At 74.0% G+C, this 16,323-nt stretch carries 16 protein-coding genes; 5 read left to right on the forward strand and 11 right to left on the reverse strand.

Annotated features, from left to right (window positions below):
* Positions 1-15 precede the first annotated feature (15 nt).
* The 6 genes from ACQPY0_RS23455 to ACQPY0_RS23480 all read right to left on the reverse strand — a co-directional run bounded on the left by ACQPY0_RS23455 (position 16) and on the right by ACQPY0_RS23480 (position 5,097).
* On the reverse strand, positions 16-516 hold the full coding sequence (locus ACQPY0_RS23455; protein ID WP_432992426.1) for a hypothetical protein: 501 nt from the start codon (positions 514-516) through the stop codon (positions 16-18).
* A gap of 14 nt (positions 517-530) precedes the next feature.
* Positions 531-1,610, reverse strand: coding sequence for a hypothetical protein (locus tag ACQPY0_RS23460; protein WP_432992429.1), 1,080 nt, complete (start codon positions 1,608-1,610; stop codon positions 531-533).
* Entirely contained in the window at positions 1,607-2,326 is a 720-nt protein-coding gene (locus tag ACQPY0_RS23465) for a TIGR03943 family putative permease subunit (protein WP_432992432.1), read from the reverse strand. Before ACQPY0_RS23465 ends, ACQPY0_RS23460 begins: the two co-directional genes overlap by 4 nt.
* Complete coding sequence (locus ACQPY0_RS23470; RefSeq protein WP_432992439.1) at positions 2,323-3,291, reverse strand: permease; 969 nt, start codon at positions 3,289-3,291, stop codon at positions 2,323-2,325. Before ACQPY0_RS23470 ends, ACQPY0_RS23465 begins: the two co-directional genes overlap by 4 nt.
* 188 nt (positions 3,292-3,479) lie before the next feature.
* Positions 3,480-3,989, reverse strand: a complete 510-nt coding sequence (locus ACQPY0_RS23475; protein ID WP_432992442.1) for a DUF1360 domain-containing protein — start codon at positions 3,987-3,989, stop codon at positions 3,480-3,482.
* 43 nt (positions 3,990-4,032) lie between these two features.
* The gene (locus ACQPY0_RS23480; protein ID WP_432992445.1) at positions 4,033-5,097 is read right to left on the reverse strand and encodes an NAD-dependent epimerase/dehydratase family protein; all 1,065 of its coding nucleotides are present in this window, start codon (positions 5,095-5,097) and stop codon (positions 4,033-4,035) included.
* Between the two features lie 222 nt (positions 5,098-5,319).
* On the opposite strand from ACQPY0_RS23480, the gene ACQPY0_RS23485 reads away from it, so the two are divergent.
* A complete protein-coding gene (locus ACQPY0_RS23485) occupies positions 5,320-5,919 on the forward strand; it encodes a DUF6892 domain-containing protein (protein WP_432992448.1) in 600 nt (199 codons plus the stop codon).
* Between the two features lie 79 nt (positions 5,920-5,998).
* On the opposite strand, the gene ACQPY0_RS23490 is transcribed toward ACQPY0_RS23485, so the two are convergent.
* Complete coding sequence (locus tag ACQPY0_RS23490) at positions 5,999-6,460, reverse strand: hypothetical protein (RefSeq protein ID WP_432992451.1); 462 nt, start codon at positions 6,458-6,460, stop codon at positions 5,999-6,001.
* A gap of 171 nt (positions 6,461-6,631) precedes the next feature.
* On the opposite strand from ACQPY0_RS23490, the gene ACQPY0_RS23495 reads away from it, so the two are divergent.
* Positions 6,632-7,321: a hypothetical protein gene (locus ACQPY0_RS23495; protein WP_432992454.1), complete on the forward strand. Its 690-nt coding sequence runs from the start codon at positions 6,632-6,634 to the stop codon at positions 7,319-7,321.
* Entirely contained in the window at positions 7,318-8,175 is an 858-nt protein-coding gene (locus ACQPY0_RS23500) for a cobalt transporter (RefSeq protein WP_432992457.1), read from the forward strand. Before ACQPY0_RS23495 ends, ACQPY0_RS23500 begins: the two co-directional genes overlap by 4 nt.
* A 264-nt stretch (positions 8,176-8,439) precedes the next feature.
* On the opposite strand, the gene ACQPY0_RS23505 is transcribed toward ACQPY0_RS23500, so the two are convergent.
* Both ACQPY0_RS23505 and ACQPY0_RS23510 read right to left on the reverse strand, forming a co-directional pair.
* Positions 8,440-11,919 carry a ricin-type beta-trefoil lectin domain protein gene (locus ACQPY0_RS23505; protein WP_432992460.1) on the reverse strand — a complete coding sequence of 1,160 codons (3,480 nt, stop codon included), beginning with the start codon at positions 11,917-11,919 and terminating at the stop codon, positions 8,440-8,442.
* Positions 11,920-12,167: 248 nt separating this feature from the next.
* A complete protein-coding gene (locus tag ACQPY0_RS23510) occupies positions 12,168-13,049 on the reverse strand; it encodes an LLM class flavin-dependent oxidoreductase (protein ID WP_432992463.1) in 882 nt (293 codons plus the stop codon).
* Between the two features lie 197 nt (positions 13,050-13,246).
* On the opposite strand from ACQPY0_RS23510, the gene gsmA reads away from it, so the two are divergent.
* Together gsmA and ACQPY0_RS23520 are read left to right on the forward strand one after the other, a co-directional pair.
* A complete protein-coding gene (gene gsmA / locus ACQPY0_RS23515; RefSeq protein ID WP_432992466.1) occupies positions 13,247-13,903 on the forward strand; it encodes a sporangiospore maturation cell wall hydrolase GsmA in 657 nt (218 codons plus the stop codon).
* Between the two features lie 37 nt (positions 13,904-13,940).
* Positions 13,941-14,447 (forward strand): hypothetical protein, encoded by a 507-nt coding sequence (locus ACQPY0_RS23520; protein WP_432992469.1) that lies wholly within the window; start codon positions 13,941-13,943, stop codon positions 14,445-14,447.
* On the opposite strand, the gene ACQPY0_RS23525 is transcribed toward ACQPY0_RS23520, so the two are convergent.
* Positions 14,431-15,504, reverse strand: a complete 1,074-nt coding sequence (locus ACQPY0_RS23525) for a DUF3616 domain-containing protein (RefSeq protein ID WP_432992472.1) — start codon at positions 15,502-15,504, stop codon at positions 14,431-14,433. The two genes, ACQPY0_RS23520 and ACQPY0_RS23525, sit on opposite strands and share 17 nt — an antisense overlap.
* A 49-nt stretch (positions 15,505-15,553) precedes the next feature.
* The gene (locus ACQPY0_RS23530; RefSeq protein WP_432992475.1) at positions 15,554-16,252 is read right to left on the reverse strand and encodes a hypothetical protein; all 699 of its coding nucleotides are present in this window, start codon (positions 16,250-16,252) and stop codon (positions 15,554-15,556) included.
* Between the last annotated feature and the right edge of the window lie 71 nt (positions 16,253-16,323).

Below are 16,323 nucleotides of genomic sequence, written 5' to 3' on the forward strand. Positions count from 1 at the left end.
CGCCGCCCGGCCCGATCAACGCGCCGGCGCCCGCCGCATCCGGGCGAACGCCTCGATCCGGTCGAGGTCCCGCGGCCGCAGGCCCCGGCGCGGGTGCGGGCGGATCAGCAGCGCCCGGCCGCCCTCGGTCAGCTTGTCGAAGAGCGGACCCGGCAGCGGCACCGCGGTGTCGTCGGTCCACACCAGCCGTCGCCCGGCCGCGAGCACCCGCCCGGCCGCGGCGAGCTTCGGCAGGTCGGTCCCGCCGGGCGAGGCCAGGTCGTCCCCGCCGAGGGCCCGCCGCAGCGGCGGCAGCCCGAAGAGCCGCTCGAGCTCCTCGGCGTCGCTGCACCAGGTCGAGCACCAGCGCACCTCGACCACCCCGTCGCCGTGCAGCCGCCGGATCCGGTCGATCAGCGGCGGCGCCCAGCGGATCGGCCAATCGACGCCGCCGGCCCGGGCGGTGCCGCGACCCAGTTGCGGCCCCCAGACCGGCCGCCGGGTGTTGACGACGCCGTCGACGTCGAGCAGCCACACCGGGACCCGGCCGCCTACGGCACGGCGGACAGGTCGAGCAGGTGCCAGGTCATGGTCTCGTTGTCGCCGGTCGCCCACCACACCCACGAGCCTGACAGACCCTCGCTCGTGGCGACCGCGAGGCCGATGCGCCGGCCGGCGCGCAGATCGTACATCGTGAGCCGCTCGCTCATCGTCGCCGCCTGCGTGGAGATCGGCGCGGCGAGGAACTCGAAGCGGTCCAGCACGGCGATGTCGAGAAACAGCGAGACCTCACCGTCGGTGTTGATCCGGCCCGTCTGCCCGGTGCCGTCGGCGCGGCGCAGCGTGACCACCGCGCTCTGCTGCGTCGTCACGACGCTGCGGCACCACAGCGCGCCGCAGTACACGTCCTGCCCCGGCGGCTCGGCGAACGTCCGCCGCTGCCCGCTCACCAGGTCGAGCTGGACGACGGGCTGGCCGGCGATCCCGTCGTCGGTCGCCCACGGCCAGCCGGTGAGGTGGTAGGTGCCCTCCAGCGGGCGGACGGTGACGGCGCCGCCGCCGACCGGGATCGAGCGCAGATCGGTGGTCGGCACCGTGGTGCCGCGGGTGGCCGTCCACCACACGCGCCCGTCGGCGATCTCCAGGTCGTGCATGCCGCCCGTGAACGTGGCGTGGCCGGTGTCGGTGGTCAGCGTGACCACCCGCCCGGACGCGTCGGCGCGGTGCAGGGTGCTGCGGGCGAAGCCCTGGTCGTCGGCGACGCTCGACATCCAGTACACGGCGGCGCCGTCGACCCGCACGGCGTCGAACGAGCCCCCGCCCGCGATCGGGATCCGCTCCAGCGGCCGCGGGCTCGCCGGATCGGCCGGGTCGAGCAGGGCCAGGGTCGCCGTGGCCGGGTCGGCGTCGGCGATCTGGACGACGACGCTGTGCGGGTCGAGCACCGCTGCGGGCGTGAACGTCGTGCCGTCGGGCAGCGTGGCCGGCAGGTCGATCGTCGGCGCGTTCAGGACCTCGCCGCCCCCGCCGGGGCCCGGCGCGGTGACGGCGGGCGGTGACGGCAGCAACAGCAGGGCCCCGGCGGCGACGACGGCGGCCGCGGCGGCCACCCGGAGGCGCCGGTCGCTCATGATTCGTAGGGCTGCTTCGGCGCCGGGATCGCGTGCGCGGCGGTGACGGTCACGTAGGGGATCGGCTGGCCGTCGACCGGGTCGGGGTCGGTGCGGTCCGTGTACGTGCCGGTGACCTCCAGCCACGAGTCCGCGGCGGTCCCGGGCGGGACGTCGCCGGCGAGGCCGACCTTGACCGGGCGGGCGTCGGCGGCGCAGCAGGTGATGATCATCCGGGTGAGGTATCGCCGGTCGCCGTCCGCCACGATGAACCCCGACAGCGTGACGTCGCGCCCCCGCAGGCTGCGACCCTGGTCGAAGACGGCCCGGGAGGCGTACTCCAGCAGCGACACCCGCACCGGGTCGCCGGCCGGCAGCGGCGGGAAGTCCGAGCCCGCCGCCGCCTCGAGCGCGCTGCCGCCGCGGGAGGCCGCGTAGGAGCCCAGCGCCGGCGGCGCGACGAGCAGCAGCGCGAACACCGGCGCGACCACGAGCCAGGACGGCTCGAACCGCCCGTGCGCGTGGTCGTGGTGCTCGGCGTGCTCCGCGCTCCTGCGAAGCAGCAACGCGGCGAGGTTGACGAGCGCGACCACGACGAGCACGGCGCCGGCGGCCACGAGGTACCACCGCAGCCCCGGCTTCACGTAACGCACGTAGGTGCCGGTCGACGCCGTACGCACCAGCGCGCCGCCGATCAGCAGCAGGACCACCGACTGCACCCCGGAGCGCGTGCTCACAGCAGCACGCTGCCGGTGACGACGGCGGCGGCGACGCCGACGGCGAACGTGGCCGGGGCGAAGCGCAGTGCGAAACGGCGGCCGAACGTGCCGGCCTGCATGGCGAAGAGCTTCAGGTCGACCATCGGCCCGACGACGAGGAACGCCAGGCGCGCGGTGAGCGAGAACTGCGACAGCGACGCGGCCACGAACGCGTCGGCCTCGGAGCAGATCGACAGCAGGACCGCGAGCCCCGCGAGGGCCACGACGGCGAGGACCGGGTGCTCGGCGACGGTGTGCAGCCACCGCGGCGGGACCAGCACGTTGAGGCAGGCGGCCGCGGCGGCCCCGATCGCCAGGAAGCCGGCGGCCTCGGCGGCGTCCTGGCGTACGGCCGCGAAATAGGCCATCGCCCGGCTCCCGGTCACGGGGGCCCGGTGCGGCGTGCGCAGCCAGTCGTCGCGCCCCAGGCGCAGCCACAGCCACCCCATCGCCAGGCTGGTCGCCAGGCTCGCGACGAGCCGGGCCACGACCATCATCGGCCGGCCGGGGAACGCGACCGCCGTCGCGGCCAGCACCACCGGGTTGATCGCGGGCGCGGCGAGCAGGAACGTGAGGGCCGCCGCCGGGGTCACGCCGCGGCGCACGAGCGCGCCGGCCACCGGCACCGATGCGCACTCGCAGCCGGGCAGCGCCAGCCCGGCCACCCCGGCGACCGGCACGGCGAGGGCCGGGCGGCGGGGCAGGGCACGGGCGAAGAACCGCTGCGGCACCAGCGTCGCGATCGCCGCGGACAGCAGGGTGCCGAGCACCACGAACGGCATCGCCTGTACGACGATCGCGACGAAGACGGTGACCCACTCCCGCGCCCGCGGCGAGGCGAATACGTCGCCGATCCAGCCGCGGGCCACGATCGCCACGACCAGCGCGACGGCGAGCACCTCGAGCCCGAACGGGCGCCGCTTCAACGCCTGGCTGTCCTGCACCGCCACACGTTACGACACCGCGGCGCCGATGTGTGCATACGCAAAACTGTTGGCATATCTGCATTTGTGCATGCATGCCCGGCGAGCTGGAGCAGTCCCCGGCGGCAGTCGCCCATTCGCGTTAGGCCGGGGCCGCGGCTCGACAGGTGGGAGTACCGTGACCGAGCGCAACGCCGCGGCCGTGGCGCTCAGCCCGAGGCGGCCTTCTTGGCGGCGTCGTAGGCCAGGTGCAGGAAGTCCGATCCGGCGACGGCGGCCGCGACGCCCATGCCGAAGCGGGTGACCCGCGGCGCGAACACCAGCCCCGCGGCGAGCCCGCTCGCGACCCACACGTCGGTGCAGAACGGGCACGTGACGAGCTCGCCGACCGCGTGCCGCACGCCGTGCCCGCGCGGGCTCTCGATGAGCTCCGCCTCGCCGGCCGGCGCCTCGAACCGCGCGAAGGGCGCCCGCAGCGGGCTGGTGACGGCGTCCTTGGTGAGCAGCCGCGAGATCTTGTGCGTAGCCAGCGTGAGCAGTGCGAGGTCCGCCGCGGCGGGGCGGGTGGGCAGCGGCCGGCCGGCGAGCCGCGCCAGCCCGGCCACGGCGCCGGCCGCGGCCGCGAACGCGCCGACTGCGACGGCGTAGCCGCGCAGCGGCCGCTCGTCGGAGGCCTTCGCGGCGTACTCGCGGGCGTTGCGGGAATCGATGTCGACCATGTCCTGCGCCTACCCGATCGGCCTTCGTGAAAACGTCCGCGGCTCAGTACGGGTTGCCGGTGCCGGGCAGCCGGCCGTGCAGCAGCGCGCCGAGGCGGCCCGGGCTGCTGGAGCTGCCGGACAGCGGCGGGCTGCCGGCGTGGGCGTGGGCGGCCATCCCGGCGGCGAGGTCGCGCAGGGCCTCGGTGGCGTCGATCGTGGGCCGCCAGCCCAGCTCGGTGGTGGCCCGGGTGGTGGCCAGCAGCGGGGCGGCGAGGGCGAGCCGGACCCAGCCGGCGTCGACGGGCTGCAGGCGAAGCCGCCAGGTCGCGGCGGCCGCGGCGCGCAGTACACCCGCGGAGACTCCGATCGTGCGGCCGTGGAACATCTCCGCCGCCAGGCTCGGCGTGAGCACCGGCTCGGCGGCGACGTTGAACGCCCCGCGCACGTCCGTGGTCAGCGCCCGCACGTAGGCGTCGGCGACGTCGTCGGCGTGCACGGCCTGCAGGCGCAGCCGGGGATGGTCGGGAACCAGCGGCACGCGGCCGAAGCGCAGCAGCCCCACGGGCGCGAGCGGCCCGAGGAAGTAGCGGGAGATCTCCGTACCGGCGTCGCGCTGGAAGATCAGCCCGGGCCGCAGCCGCACGACCCGCAGGCGCCCCTCGACGGCGTCGAGCATGCCCTCCAGCGCCACCTTGTCCCGGCTGTACGACGACGCGGCGACACCGGTGGCCGGCCAGTCCTCGCCGACGAGCCCGTCTTTCGGCCCGGGCGCGTAGACCCCGACGGACGACGCCGCGACGAGGGTGCCGACGCCGGCCCGCACGGCCGTGTCGACGACCGCCCGGCTGCCCTCGACGTTGGTGCGCCGCAGCACGGCCCGGTCGTGGCTGGGCTGGATCTGCCAGGCCAGGTGCACCACGGCGTCCGCGCCCTCGAAGATGCCGGGCAGCTCGTCCTCGGCGCCGGGCGCCCCGACGTCACACGAGTGCCACCGCACCCAGGCGTACTCCGGCCCGTCCGGCAGCCGCCGCGCCACCCCGCTGACGCTGTGCCCGCCGTCGGCGCGCAGCCGGCGCAGCAGCGCGGTGCCGGCGTTGCCCGAGGCTCCGACCACGACGATGCGCATCGCGACCACCTCCCGCCGCCCGACTGCCCGCCCGTGGGTCGGCGAAACGCCTCGGCGGCCGGCGATCGCCGGGGTCACGGGCGCCTGCACCGCCGCCGGCCAGGTAGGTCGCCGGCGCGATCAGCGGCAGCGGGCCACCCGCCCGGGTGCCAGGCGACCGTGCGCGGGGAGCCTGACGCGCCCGGGCCGAGTGCTGGGCCCGGCAGGCCGTACTGTCGGATCGTGAGCGACTTCGTCACGTTCCCGGACCGCGGCCTCCACCTGGCCGTGCTCGATGCCCTGCTCAACTGCGGCGTCGTCAGCGCCGGGGAGCTCGTCGCCGGTTTCGACGAGCTCCCCGGCGACGGCTACGCCCGCGTCGACGCCGCCGCGCGGCGGCTGCACGCCCGGCCACTGCCGGCGGACGCGGTCGCCGGGATCGAGTCGATCGACTTCGACGGCGGCAACGACATCTACATGGCGATCGAGGACGCGCTGGACTGGGACACCGGCGGGGAGAGCGACGACTACAACCTCGGCTCCCTGGCGGGCATCCACGCGCTGGCGGCCCTGCGCTCGCTCGACCTGAACGGCCACGGCTACCGTCGGCAACCGCTGGACCTGACCCCGCTCGCCGGCCACCCCCGGCTGGAGGAGCTGGTGCTGACCGGCGACTGCCTGGCGAGCGGGGTGCTGCAGACGCTGCCGGCGCTGCGGAGCCTCGACACCAGCATGGCCCGCGTCGACGATCCGGACGTCCTGCCCCGCCTGGAGGCCCGCGGCGTCGCGGTGAAGGATCGCCGGCGCCGCCCGCCCGGGTTCGGCTCGGGCGGGGCTCGATGACGGCGCAGCGGCACCAGCCGACCGCCACCAGACGCGGCCACGGTCGCCCCGGTCGAGGCGGTCATACCCCAGCGCGCGGCTACCCGGAGGTCAGCTGCTGCGTCAGCCGATCCAGGCCGTCCTTGATCAGCCGCCCGTACTCGTCGTCGCCGAGCGCGCCGATCCCGGCCTGCGCCTGCTGGAGGTGCTCGCGGGCGCGGCCGAGATCGCCGAGCTTGCGGTAGCAGTCACCTAGGTTGAGGTGCAGCGACGGATACAAGCCGGCCACGGGCAGCGCGACCCCGGCCCGCGCCACCCGGGCATCGGTGAGCAGGTCGGCCGCCGCCAGCGCCCGCTGGTCCCAGAGCAGCTCCTGGTGGACATCGTCCTGCACATCGGCCATCGAGTGCGCGAGCACGCAAACGTGCAAGGGATCCCCTTGCTCCCCGCCGATCTCGTCCCAGATCTGCGCGAACAGGTCGCGGGCAGCCTCACGCCGGCCTTGATGGTGGTGCAGCTCCACCCCTTCGCTGATGCGGGCCATCGTCGGGTCAGTGCTCATCGGCAGGCCTCCTTCACCGGCTCATCTCGATGGAGTGGATCGTATCCGCGCGCCCTCGCCGGCGAGCGCCGGCTGGGGTCCGGCGGGCGTCACGAAATTCACCTAGGCGACCCTTGTTGATCACCGGCCGACCCCTGTGCTCGTCCGGGGCGCTCGGCAGACTGGGCGGCCGTGCGAAGGCAGAAATGGGTGGCGGGCGCGGCGATCTCCGCCGGTGTCGTGGCCGCCGCGATGGTGCCCGCTCCGGCGGTGGCGCATCCGTTCGGTGATCCGCAGACGGTGACCGTCGCGCTCGACGGGCAGCGGCCCGATGTCGTCCACGTGAAGTGGCGGGTCGGCGGGCCGGACGACCTCACGCTGCTGGGGGTGTCGCTGGGCCTGCTGCCCCGCGAGCGGGTCCGCGCCGACGGCAGCGTCGATGTGCAGTACACCGATCCCGGCGTCATCGGCGGGTCCGCCGCCTTCACCGCCTACCTGCTGGAGCACATCACCGTCGCCCACGGCGAACGGCCGTGCGGCGGCACCGTCCAGCCGGTCGAGGCGCTGGCCCTGAGGGGTGCCACCGCCGAGTACACCTGCCCCGGTCCGGTGGCCACGGCCACCGTCGCCGTGCGGATGCTCACCGACCTCAATCCGGCGTACCGGACGCTGGCGACCGGCCCCGCCGGGCAGCGCGCCGTGTACGGCGACGGCAGCGACACCCACGACTGGGCGCTGACCGGCGCGCCGGCCCCGGGCGGCGCGGGCCTCGGCCGCCGCGCCGCCGTGCAGATCGCCGTCGTCGCCGGCGGCCTGCTGCTCGTGGCGGCCGCCGCCGTGCTCGTGGCGCGGCGCCTGCGCCGGCGGGCGGTGGCGGCGTGAACGCGTTCACCGCCTGGGCCACGTCGGCATCGGACCGGCTGCAGGACCTCATCCACACCCCGGGCATCACGCCGCTGGCGTTCCTGCTCGCCTTCGTCGCCGGCGCCGGGCACGCGGTCACGCCGGGCCACGGCAAGACCCTGGCCGCGGCGTACCTGGCGGGCTCCCGCGGCCGCATCCGCGACGCCGCGTTCCTGGGCGGCTCGGTCGCCGTCATGCATACCCTGTCGGTCCTCGTGATCGGCGTCGCCTGGACCTTCCTGTCCCTCTCCGGCGTGATCGGCATGGAGCAGCTCACGACGTGGCTGCAGATCGCGGCGGGCGTACTCGTCCTGGCCACCGGCGTCTGGATGCTCCGCCGCCACCTGCGCGGGCACCATCACGACCACGGTCACAGCCACGACCACGGTCACAGCCACGACGACGACCACGGGGATGACCACGACCACGGGGATGACCACGACCACGGGCATGACCACGACCACGGGCACGGCCACCATCACCACCACCATCACGACCCCGACAAGCGGCCCGGCCTGCTGCTGCTGGGCATCTCCGGCGGTCTGACGCCGTCCCCGTCGGCGTTCCTGGTGCTCGCGACCGGCCTGTTCCTGGGCCGCGCCGGCTTCGCCCTGCTGCTGGTGCTGACGTTCGGCATCGGCATGGCGGTCGTGCTCTTCGCCGTCGGTCTCCTCGCCATCGCCGGCACCTCCCTGGTCACCCGCAACACCCGCTCGGTCGCGGTGCTGCGGCGCGCCAGCCGGATGACGCCGGTCCTGGCCGCCGGCGGCATCATGTTGTTCGGCATCGGCCTGGTCACCGTCGCCGCGGTGCATCTCGCCGCGGTCGCCTGAAGGCCGCGGTCGCCTGAAGGCCGCGGTCGCCTGAAGGCCGCGGTCGCCTGAAGGCCGCGGCGCACGCCCGGCCCCGTCCGGCCCGGGCGTGCGCGGGGTGCGGAATCGCCACGGGGCGGCGCCCAGACAGGCTGAGGACCATCGCACTGGGCGCCGCCCGGCCCGCCCGGCACGGCCACCGGGCGAGCGCGGACGCGTGAAGAGCGGCCGATTGCCACTCTCCTGCATTTGCCACTAAGTTGCAACAATCGAGCTGGGCAGCGTTCAGCCCAGGCGGAACTTCTGGGCCGTCGTGGGGTTGCAGTCCCAGATGCGCAGCAGGTCGCCGGCGTGCTGGTTGTTGTCCGGGTCGTCCAGGCAGCGGCCCGACGGAGGGTTGAACAGCGTGCCGTCCGCGCGGGTCACCCAGGTCTGGGAGCCCGTGCCGTTGCAGTCCCACAGCTGGACCGCGGTGCCGTTCGACGTCCCGCCGTGCACCACGTCCAGGCACTTGCCCAGCGTGCGCAGGGTCTGGTCGCCCGGGGCCGACCAGCGCTGGGCGTCGCTGCTGTTGCAGCCGTACAGCTGGATCGCCGTGCCGGAGGCCGGCGAGGCGTTCGACACGTCGACGCACAGCCCGCCCGGGCCGGTGACCGGGCCCGGCGGCAGCTTCCAGACCTGCGCGGCGCCGGCGTTGCAGGTGTTCATCTGCAGCTGCACCGCACCCGGCGTCGTGTTCGAGTTCGGGACGTCCAGGCACTGCCCGCCCGAGACCAGGGCGCCGTTGGACTGGTGCGACCACTGCTGGCTCGCCGCGCCCGAGCAGGTGCTGATCGTGACGCCCGCCCCGGCGGTGAGGCACTTGCCGAGGGTGCGGACGGTGTTGTCGGCGCCGTAGGCGAACGTCTGGGCGGCCGTGTGGTTGCAGCCGTACAGCTGCATCGCCGTGCCGTCCGCGGACACCCCGCCGCGCACGTCCAGGCACAGCCCGCCGGCGCCGATGACCTCGCCTGCCGTCGGGTTCGCGGTGGCGGAGCCGGACAGCGTGACGGTGTGGGCGGCGTTGAGCGGCAGCGACGCGGTCGTGACCGTCACCGTGCGGGTGTTGGCGTTCCACGACCACGCGGTCTCGGGCACCTGCACACCGTCGATGCTGACCGCCGTCGGGGCGTTGGAGTTCCAAAGCCGCAAGGTGTACTGCCGGGAGGTCGGCGCCCCCGGGAAGGAGCCCGTCTGCGCGCCGATGCTCAGCGTGCGCGACGCCTCGCTCCAGGACAGCGGGGCCGTGGTCGAGGCGGTCGGGGCGCCCTCGCCGGCGTCGGAGTAGAGCGCGAACGACCCGTCGGCGCCGGCGGCCACGTTGACCGTCAGCTGGTTGAGCGGGCGCTGGGCGGCGTTGTCGACGTAGTCGGTGCGGGTCGGCATGATCCCGCCGGACTTGATGAGCACCGGCATCTGCGCCAGCGACGACGTGAACGTCACCGTCGAGGGTCCGGTGTAGCTGCGGCCGGTGAAGTAGTCCGTCCACGTGCCCGGCGGCACCCACACGCTGCGCGAGCCGTTGCCGTTCCCGTCGTTCGGGCTGGTGATCGGGGCGACGAGGACGTTGTCGCCGTAGAGGTACTCGGTCGGGTTCGTGTACGCCTCGTTGCTGGCCGGGTAGTTGAGGTACAGCGGCCGCACGATCGGCACCCCGGTCGTGTTCGCCTGCTGGGCCAGGGTGTAGGTGTACGGCACGAGCGCCTCCCGCAACCGCAGGAAGGACGTCGCGCTCGCCGCCGCCGCGCCCGTGTAGTTCCACGGCAGCCGGTCGCCGTGGTCGGAGTGCAGCCGGTCGATCGGCTGGAACGTGCCCAGCTGCACCCACCGGGCGTACAGGTCGTCGGCGAGGTGGCCGCCGTGGAAACTGCCGATGTCGTGGCTGACGTTGGAGAAGCCGGCCGCGGCCTCGTCCGGGGTGAACCGGGCCTCGAAGGCGAGCATGTCCCACGTCGCCGGGGTGTCGCCGGTGAACTGCAGGGTGTTGCGCCGCTCCGCCCACGGGCCGACGGCGAAGTTCGAGTCGTCGTTGCCCATCTCGGAGCCGCCGATGCGGCCGAAGGAGTAGCCGCGCAGGCCCCGGGCCGCCGCGGCGTCCGCGTAGGCCTGGTTGATCCAGGTGTCGGGGGAGACGTGCGGGTTGGACGCGGTCGAGGCGCCGCAGCCGCTGCAGTAGTCCAGCCACCAGGTGCGCACGCCCTGCTGCTCGAAGGGCTTGTGCAGGTTCATGTACGCGGTGAGCTGCGCCGGCTTCGACCAGTCGAACACGTAGTTGCCGCCGTCCGCGGCGAGCCCGCCGGCCTGGCTGTTGGCGGTGGCGAACTTCGGGTCGTTGCCGGCGATGCTGGTGTGGACGTTCAGCGAGACGTCGAGCCCCTGCGCCTTCGTCCAGTTCATGAACGACGCCGGATCGGGGAAGAGGGCCGAGTTCCAGTTCCAGCCGTTCCACTGGCTCGGCGACTTCCAGTCGGTGTCGATGACGAGCCAGTCGATCGGGGTGAACGTGTTGCGGAACGCCGGCAGCAGCGAGTTCTGGTAGTCGGCGGTGCTGTAGCCGTAGTAGCGGGAGTACCACACGCCGTACGCCGACTGGGGCAGCAGCGCCGATCCGCCGGTGAGGGCGTTGAGGTCGCCCAGGCCCTGCTTGTAGTTCTGCCCGTAGCCGAAGAAGTACCCGTCCTGGTACGGCTGGCTGCCGTGCGAGGGCCGGTCGGCGAGCACGTGCGCGGAGCTGAACAGCGCGGTGCGGGAGTCGTCGAGCAGGTACCACCCGGAGCGGCTGAGGATGCCCGGGTGCTCCGGCACCGGCACGGTCCGCGGGTTGTCCAGCGAGCGCGACCAGCCGCCGAGGGCGTCCTTCGGCCCGGCCCCGTAGCCGGTGGTGAGCAGCGCCGTCGAGGCGGCCGGGAACGCGGTGGTGGAGGTGGGCGTGAGCGCGATGCTGTCGATGTTGACGCGGCCGGAGTCGGAGGCGTTGCGCAGCACCGTGACGGTGCTCGTGCCGGCCGGAAGGTTGACGGTGGCTGACGCGGTGCCCCAGGTTTCCCAGCTGCCGGTGCTCGGCAGGCTCAGGGCCGGTCCGGCCGTGCTGTTCACCTTCGTGGACAGCGTCCGCGTGGTGTTCTGCCCGTCGCCGCCGGTGGCGTTGGCGTAGCGGACCTGCAGCCGGTAGCTGCCCGCGGCCGGGACGCCGCTGACGTCGACGGCGAGCGAGGAGCCGGTCGTCTCGTAGCCGGCCACGAACGCCGAACCGGTGTAGCCGGTGTGGTCGTAGGCCGGCGTGGCATACCCGGTGAGCAGCGCGTTCTCGGCCTCGCAGGCGGTGTTGTACTCGCAGTAGGAGGGGAACGCGGGCGCGGCGGTGACGCCGGTGGACAGCGCCACGGAGAGGTTGCTCGCCGTGAACGGGCCGCTGTTCTGCTTGTACCGCAGGGTCAGCGAGCCGGTGCGGATCTCGCGGTACCCGTCGGAGGTGGCCGTGGTCGTGTAGGAGGGCACCGGGAAGTTCCGGTTGACCGCGTTGAACGTGGTCGCGTCCTGGAAGGCGCCGTCGCCGGCGTACTCGAGGCGGATCAGCGTCGGGGTGAGCACCGCGAAGCGGGCGTTACCGTCGGTGACGACGTTGGTCGCGGCCTGGGCGGGGGCGGCGGCGCCGAGCGCGACCACGGTGCCGGCGACGAGGGCGAGGGCGGAGGCGTAGGGCAGGAGTTGGCGGCGTCTGGGCACAGGAGTACCTCGCAGTGGACAGCATCGGTTGGCGGCCATCAGAAACTGTCAATCACTGAACGCTGCGGGCGTCATAATTGTCAAGGTTGTTAAGAATAGGTTTGCCAGAACTGCGGCAACCTACTTCCAGTACCACTTCTGATTGCTCTGCCCGTTGCACGGGAACAGCTTCACGGCGCTGCCAGGGGCGGTGCCGGGCGGGACGCTGCTCGATCAGGGGACCACCCCGTCACGACACGTCATGGACGTCAATCCTTGTTGAGTCGCTCCGCGATGGCGTCGGCGATCCCCGGGTCGTCCGTCCACGCCGGGTCGTCGCGGCGCGGGTCGTGGAAGACGATGTCGGTGAAGCCCAGCCGCTCGTACCGCCCGACGAAGTCCTCGAACGCCGCGACACTCGCCAGCGGCTGCTCCTGCGTGTTGCCGACGAGGAAGAAGCGGTCCAGCGCCGCCGGATCCCGGCCCGCCTCGGTGCAGCGCTCGTCCAGCATCGCGGCCTGTTTACGGACCGCCGCCTCGGTCGCGGCGGCCGACTGGTCGGCGGCGTTCGGTTCGCCGTACGTGATCCACGCGTCCCCGATCCGCGCGGCCAGCGCCAGGCCCCTCGGCCCGGCGGCGGCGATCGCCAGCGGCAGCCGGGGCCGCTGCACGCAGCCGGGGATCATCCGCGCCTCCTCGGCGGCGTAGTGCTCGCCCCGGTGCGTGGTCGCCGGCTCGCGGAGCAGTTCGTCGAGGACCTCGACGAACTCGGTGAACCGCGCGGTGCGCTCGCGCGGCGTCGGCGCCGGCCCGCCGAGGACGGTCGCGTCGAAGCCGGTGCCGCCCGCGCCGATGCCGAGCGTGAGCCGGCCGTCGCTGACGTGGTCGAGCGTCATCGCCTCCTTGGCCAGGGTGACCGGGTGGCGGAAGTTGGGCGAGGTGACCATCGTGCCGAGGCGGACCCGCTCGGTCGCGCCGGCGAGGCCGGTCAGCCAGGGGATGGCGGCGTGCCAGGGCCGGTCGCGGTAGCGGCGCCAGGAGAGATGATCATACGTCCACAGGTGCGCGTAGCCGAGCGACTCCAGGTGCCTGGCCCTCTCCACGGTCTGGCGCCAGGGGTCGGTCGGGAGCATCAGGACACCGATTCGCACCGAGTGATCGTATTCGACTCGCCGGTGTACGACGTGGGGCCGGAGGTGCCGGCGGGCCCCGGTGGTGCGGATGCGCAGCGCGAGGAATCGGTCCCGGACTGCCTGCAACCGGGTCGCACCTGCGCGGGCACCGGGGTGCGCCGGGCGCGTCGGACGGTTGGTGAGTCCAACCGCCGACCGGCCGACAGGAGATCCCGATGCCCAGAATCCGGCGTACGCTCGCCACCGCCCTCGCGGCGACGTTCATCGCGCTGGCCGCCGGCGCCGGCGTCGCCTCCGCCGCGCCCGCTGACGGCCCGATGTTCTCGTGCCGCGCCAAGGGTGGCGACTGCCGCCAGCCGGGGCAGCCGCCCGTGTCGGGCCTGCCGGAGCCGAACGGGACCATGAGCCAGGACGAGTTCATCGGCGCCTCGGTGGCGGGCGCCCAGCAGAGCCGCCGCGAGCACGGCGTGCCGGTGTCGGTGACGATCGCCCAGGCGATCCTCGAGTCCGGCTGGGGCAAGAGCGCGCTGTCGACGGTGGACAAGAACTTCTTCGGCATGAAGTGCAACGGCCAGGGTCCGTACGCGATCGCGTGCCGCTCGCACTCGACCAGCGAGTGCACGCCGGCGGGGCAGTGCTTCCCGACGACGGCGTCGTTCCGCGCCTACGGCAGCGCCGCGGACTCCTTCCGCGACCACGGCGCGTTCCTGGCCACGACCCCGCGCTACAGCGTCGCGTTCCAGTACACCGGCGATCCGAACCGCTTCGTCGCCGAGATGCACAAGGCCGGCTACGCGACCGACCCGCAGTACACGGTGAAGCTGACCGGCCTCATGGCGAAGTACAACCTTTACGTGTACGACCTGCCGTGACGGGAACCCCGGGCGGCCCGGCCGCGTCGATGCTGACGTGAGAATGCTGACGATCGCGGTCGCCGCGAGCATGCTGCTGGCCGGGTGCGCCGCCGCCAACACGCCCTCCGAGGGCCAAGGCGGCCCGGCCGCCCTGCGCGGGTTCGGGGTCGACGTCGACGCGGCGGTGTCCGCCCGGGTGCCGCAGGTCCACCTGCGCACCTGCGGCCCGTGGGGCTGCCACGAGCAGGACGTGCCGCTGCAGGTCGCCGGCCCGGTGAGCGCCGGCCCGTGCCCCTCGGACGCCGCCCCGGACACCGCCTGCGGCGCGGTGCAACTGCCCGGCCCCGGCCCCGCCCACGGTTACGCCCCGGTGCCGTCGCTGACGATGGACCCCGTGACCGTGACCGTGACGACCCCGCCCGGCGCGCCGCTGGCGATCGACGCGCAGCTCACCGTCCGGCCCCGGCCGATCTGCCCCGGCGCCGCGACCGGGTGCGCCGAGCCCACCCCGCAGGCGCAGATCCGCATCGCCGCCGACGGCTCGGTCAGCCAGGCAGCTTGACCAGGTCGGCGAGCACGGCCCCGTCCGGCGTCAACCGCGGCGGGGCCGGGCTGTCGTACACCACGAGCAGGCGGCGGTGCTCCGGCGGCCCGACGAGCGCGATGCCCTCGGCGTGGTCGTCGCCGTCACCGTAGGGCAGGTCGAGCTCCCGGTGCACGGCGTCGCCCCGCACCACCTGCGGGGCGGCGGCGCGGGCGGCGTGGTGCCAGCGGTAGACCCGCACCGGCCCGTCGAGGTCCATCGAGGGGCCGGCCAGCACCAGCAGGTCGTCGCCGTCGGGGCACATGTCGCGGATGCCGAGGCCGTCGAGGGCGAGCACGTGTTTGCGGTACGGCCCGCCGTCGTCGAACGCGCGCAGCCGCAGCCGCGCGGGCTCGGCGGGGTCGGTGTACGGCCGCAGCTCCAGCACGATCGCCCAGCCGCGCAGCACCGGCCCGCGCAGCCCGAGGTACACCCGATCGCCGTGCACGGCGATGCCCTCGATGTCCAGCCCGTTGTCCTTGCCCGGGATGGCCAGGAACGGCGCCAGGTGCGCGTCGCCGGCCAGGAGGGCACGCAGGTTGTCCGGCCCGCTGAGGACCGCGGCGTGCCGGGTCTCGCCGCCGTACTCCATGCTGCGCACCGGTGCCGGCAGCCCGCCGGCGTCGGCGATCGGCAGCCGCACCAGGATCTGCCGGTTGTCCTGCCCCTCGACCCGCGCCAGCCGCTTGAGTGGCTTGGCCCCGTCGTGGTGCGGCTTGATCTGCTTGCGGCGCAGGCTGTGCGAGCCGACGGCCCACAGGTAGGGCCCGGAGCGGGCCAGCCCCTCGATGTCGGCCTCCTCGTCCTCGTCGGCGCCGGGCAGCGGCACGAGGTCGGCGAGGCGGAAGCTGGTCTCGTCGGCGTAGCGTGTGGGCTCGTGCTCGTCGTCGGCCACGAGCCGCTCCACGGTGGCGGTCTCGTCCCCGGCCACCCACAGCACGCGCCCGTCGCCGCGCACCGCCGAGAGGTTCGTATGCGTGGTCGCCGCCCGCGACCGCTCGCCGAGGCACAACCGCACGGTCCGTTCAACTGTCACCACGTCATCGTGGCACCGCGGAGACATAGGGATGATCACTTAGGGGTTTTCACCCCTGGCCGATCGCGTGCCGTCTGGTCCTCTGCTCCCACCCGGCGGGCAGGCGCTCGACGATCGCCCGGAGCAGCCGGGCGACGGTGTCGCCGGCCTCAAGCCGCACGAATTGGCCGCCCCCATCCCGGTCGGTCACGGCCGGCGCGCCGAGCAGCCGGCCGGCCCGCACGAGCACCATGGAGAGCTCCAGGTCCGGCGTGCGGATCAGCAGGGCGCTGGGGTTGCGCACTGGCCGGCCGGCGAGCAGCACGCCCCGCCACGCCGAGACCGCGTACTCCTGCCGGCGCAGCCATCGGGGCTCCGTCGGGCCGAGCGGGGCCGGATCGACCAGCCGCCGCACGCCCGCCCGCCAGACCGCGGTGAGGTCGTCGAGGACCGGCGAAAGCGCCGCGGGATCCACCGTCACCCGGTGGATCAGGTGCCGGTGGCGGATTCCGCCGGTCACCGGCACGACGGCGACCTCACGACCGGGGGCGGCCAGGGCCGAGCCGAACCGTTCGGCCGCGACCTGCGAGTCGAAATCGGCCACCACGCCGGCGCCGCGCTTGTGCCGGCCTGAGCGCCGGTCCCGGCGGATTCCGGCGCGAGCTGCGGTGACGTACCGGTACATGACGGCGGCCTCGAACACCATCGCGGCCGCCGAACGTTCGGCGGTGGCCAGGCCCGGCTGGATTCCAGCGATGACTTGGAACATTTGAACTCCTCCACCGCGGTACGGCCATGTCAGTGTGGTGAACCTAGATGCAGCATCAACGCAGACGAGCG

This window comes from Dactylosporangium sp. CA-233914 (assembly GCF_050942935.1).
In the GTDB taxonomy this organism is placed as follows: Bacteria; Actinomycetota; Actinomycetes; order Mycobacteriales; family Micromonosporaceae; genus Dactylosporangium.

Bases quoted from the DNA above. Each gene is read 5' to 3' on its own strand.
- ACQPY0_RS23460 (WP_432992429.1), bottom strand. From the start codon at position 1,610: ATGAGCGACCGGCGCCTCCGGGTGGCCGCCGCGGCCGCCGTCGTCGCC.
- ACQPY0_RS23475 (WP_432992442.1), bottom strand. From the start codon at position 3,989: ATGGTCGACATCGATTCCCGCAACGCCCGCGAGTACGCCGCGAAGGCC.
- ACQPY0_RS23480 (WP_432992445.1), bottom strand. From the start codon at position 5,097: ATGCGCATCGTCGTGGTCGGAGCCTCGGGCAACGCCGGCACCGCGCTG.
- ACQPY0_RS23490 (WP_432992451.1), bottom strand. From the start codon at position 6,460: ATGAGCACTGACCCGACGATGGCCCGCATCAGCGAAGGGGTGGAGCTG.
- gsmA (WP_432992466.1), top strand. From the start codon at position 13,247: ATGCCCAGAATCCGGCGTACGCTCGCCACCGCCCTCGCGGCGACGTTC.
- ACQPY0_RS23530 (WP_432992475.1), bottom strand. From the start codon at position 16,252: ATGTTCCAAGTCATCGCTGGAATCCAGCCGGGCCTGGCCACCGCCGAA.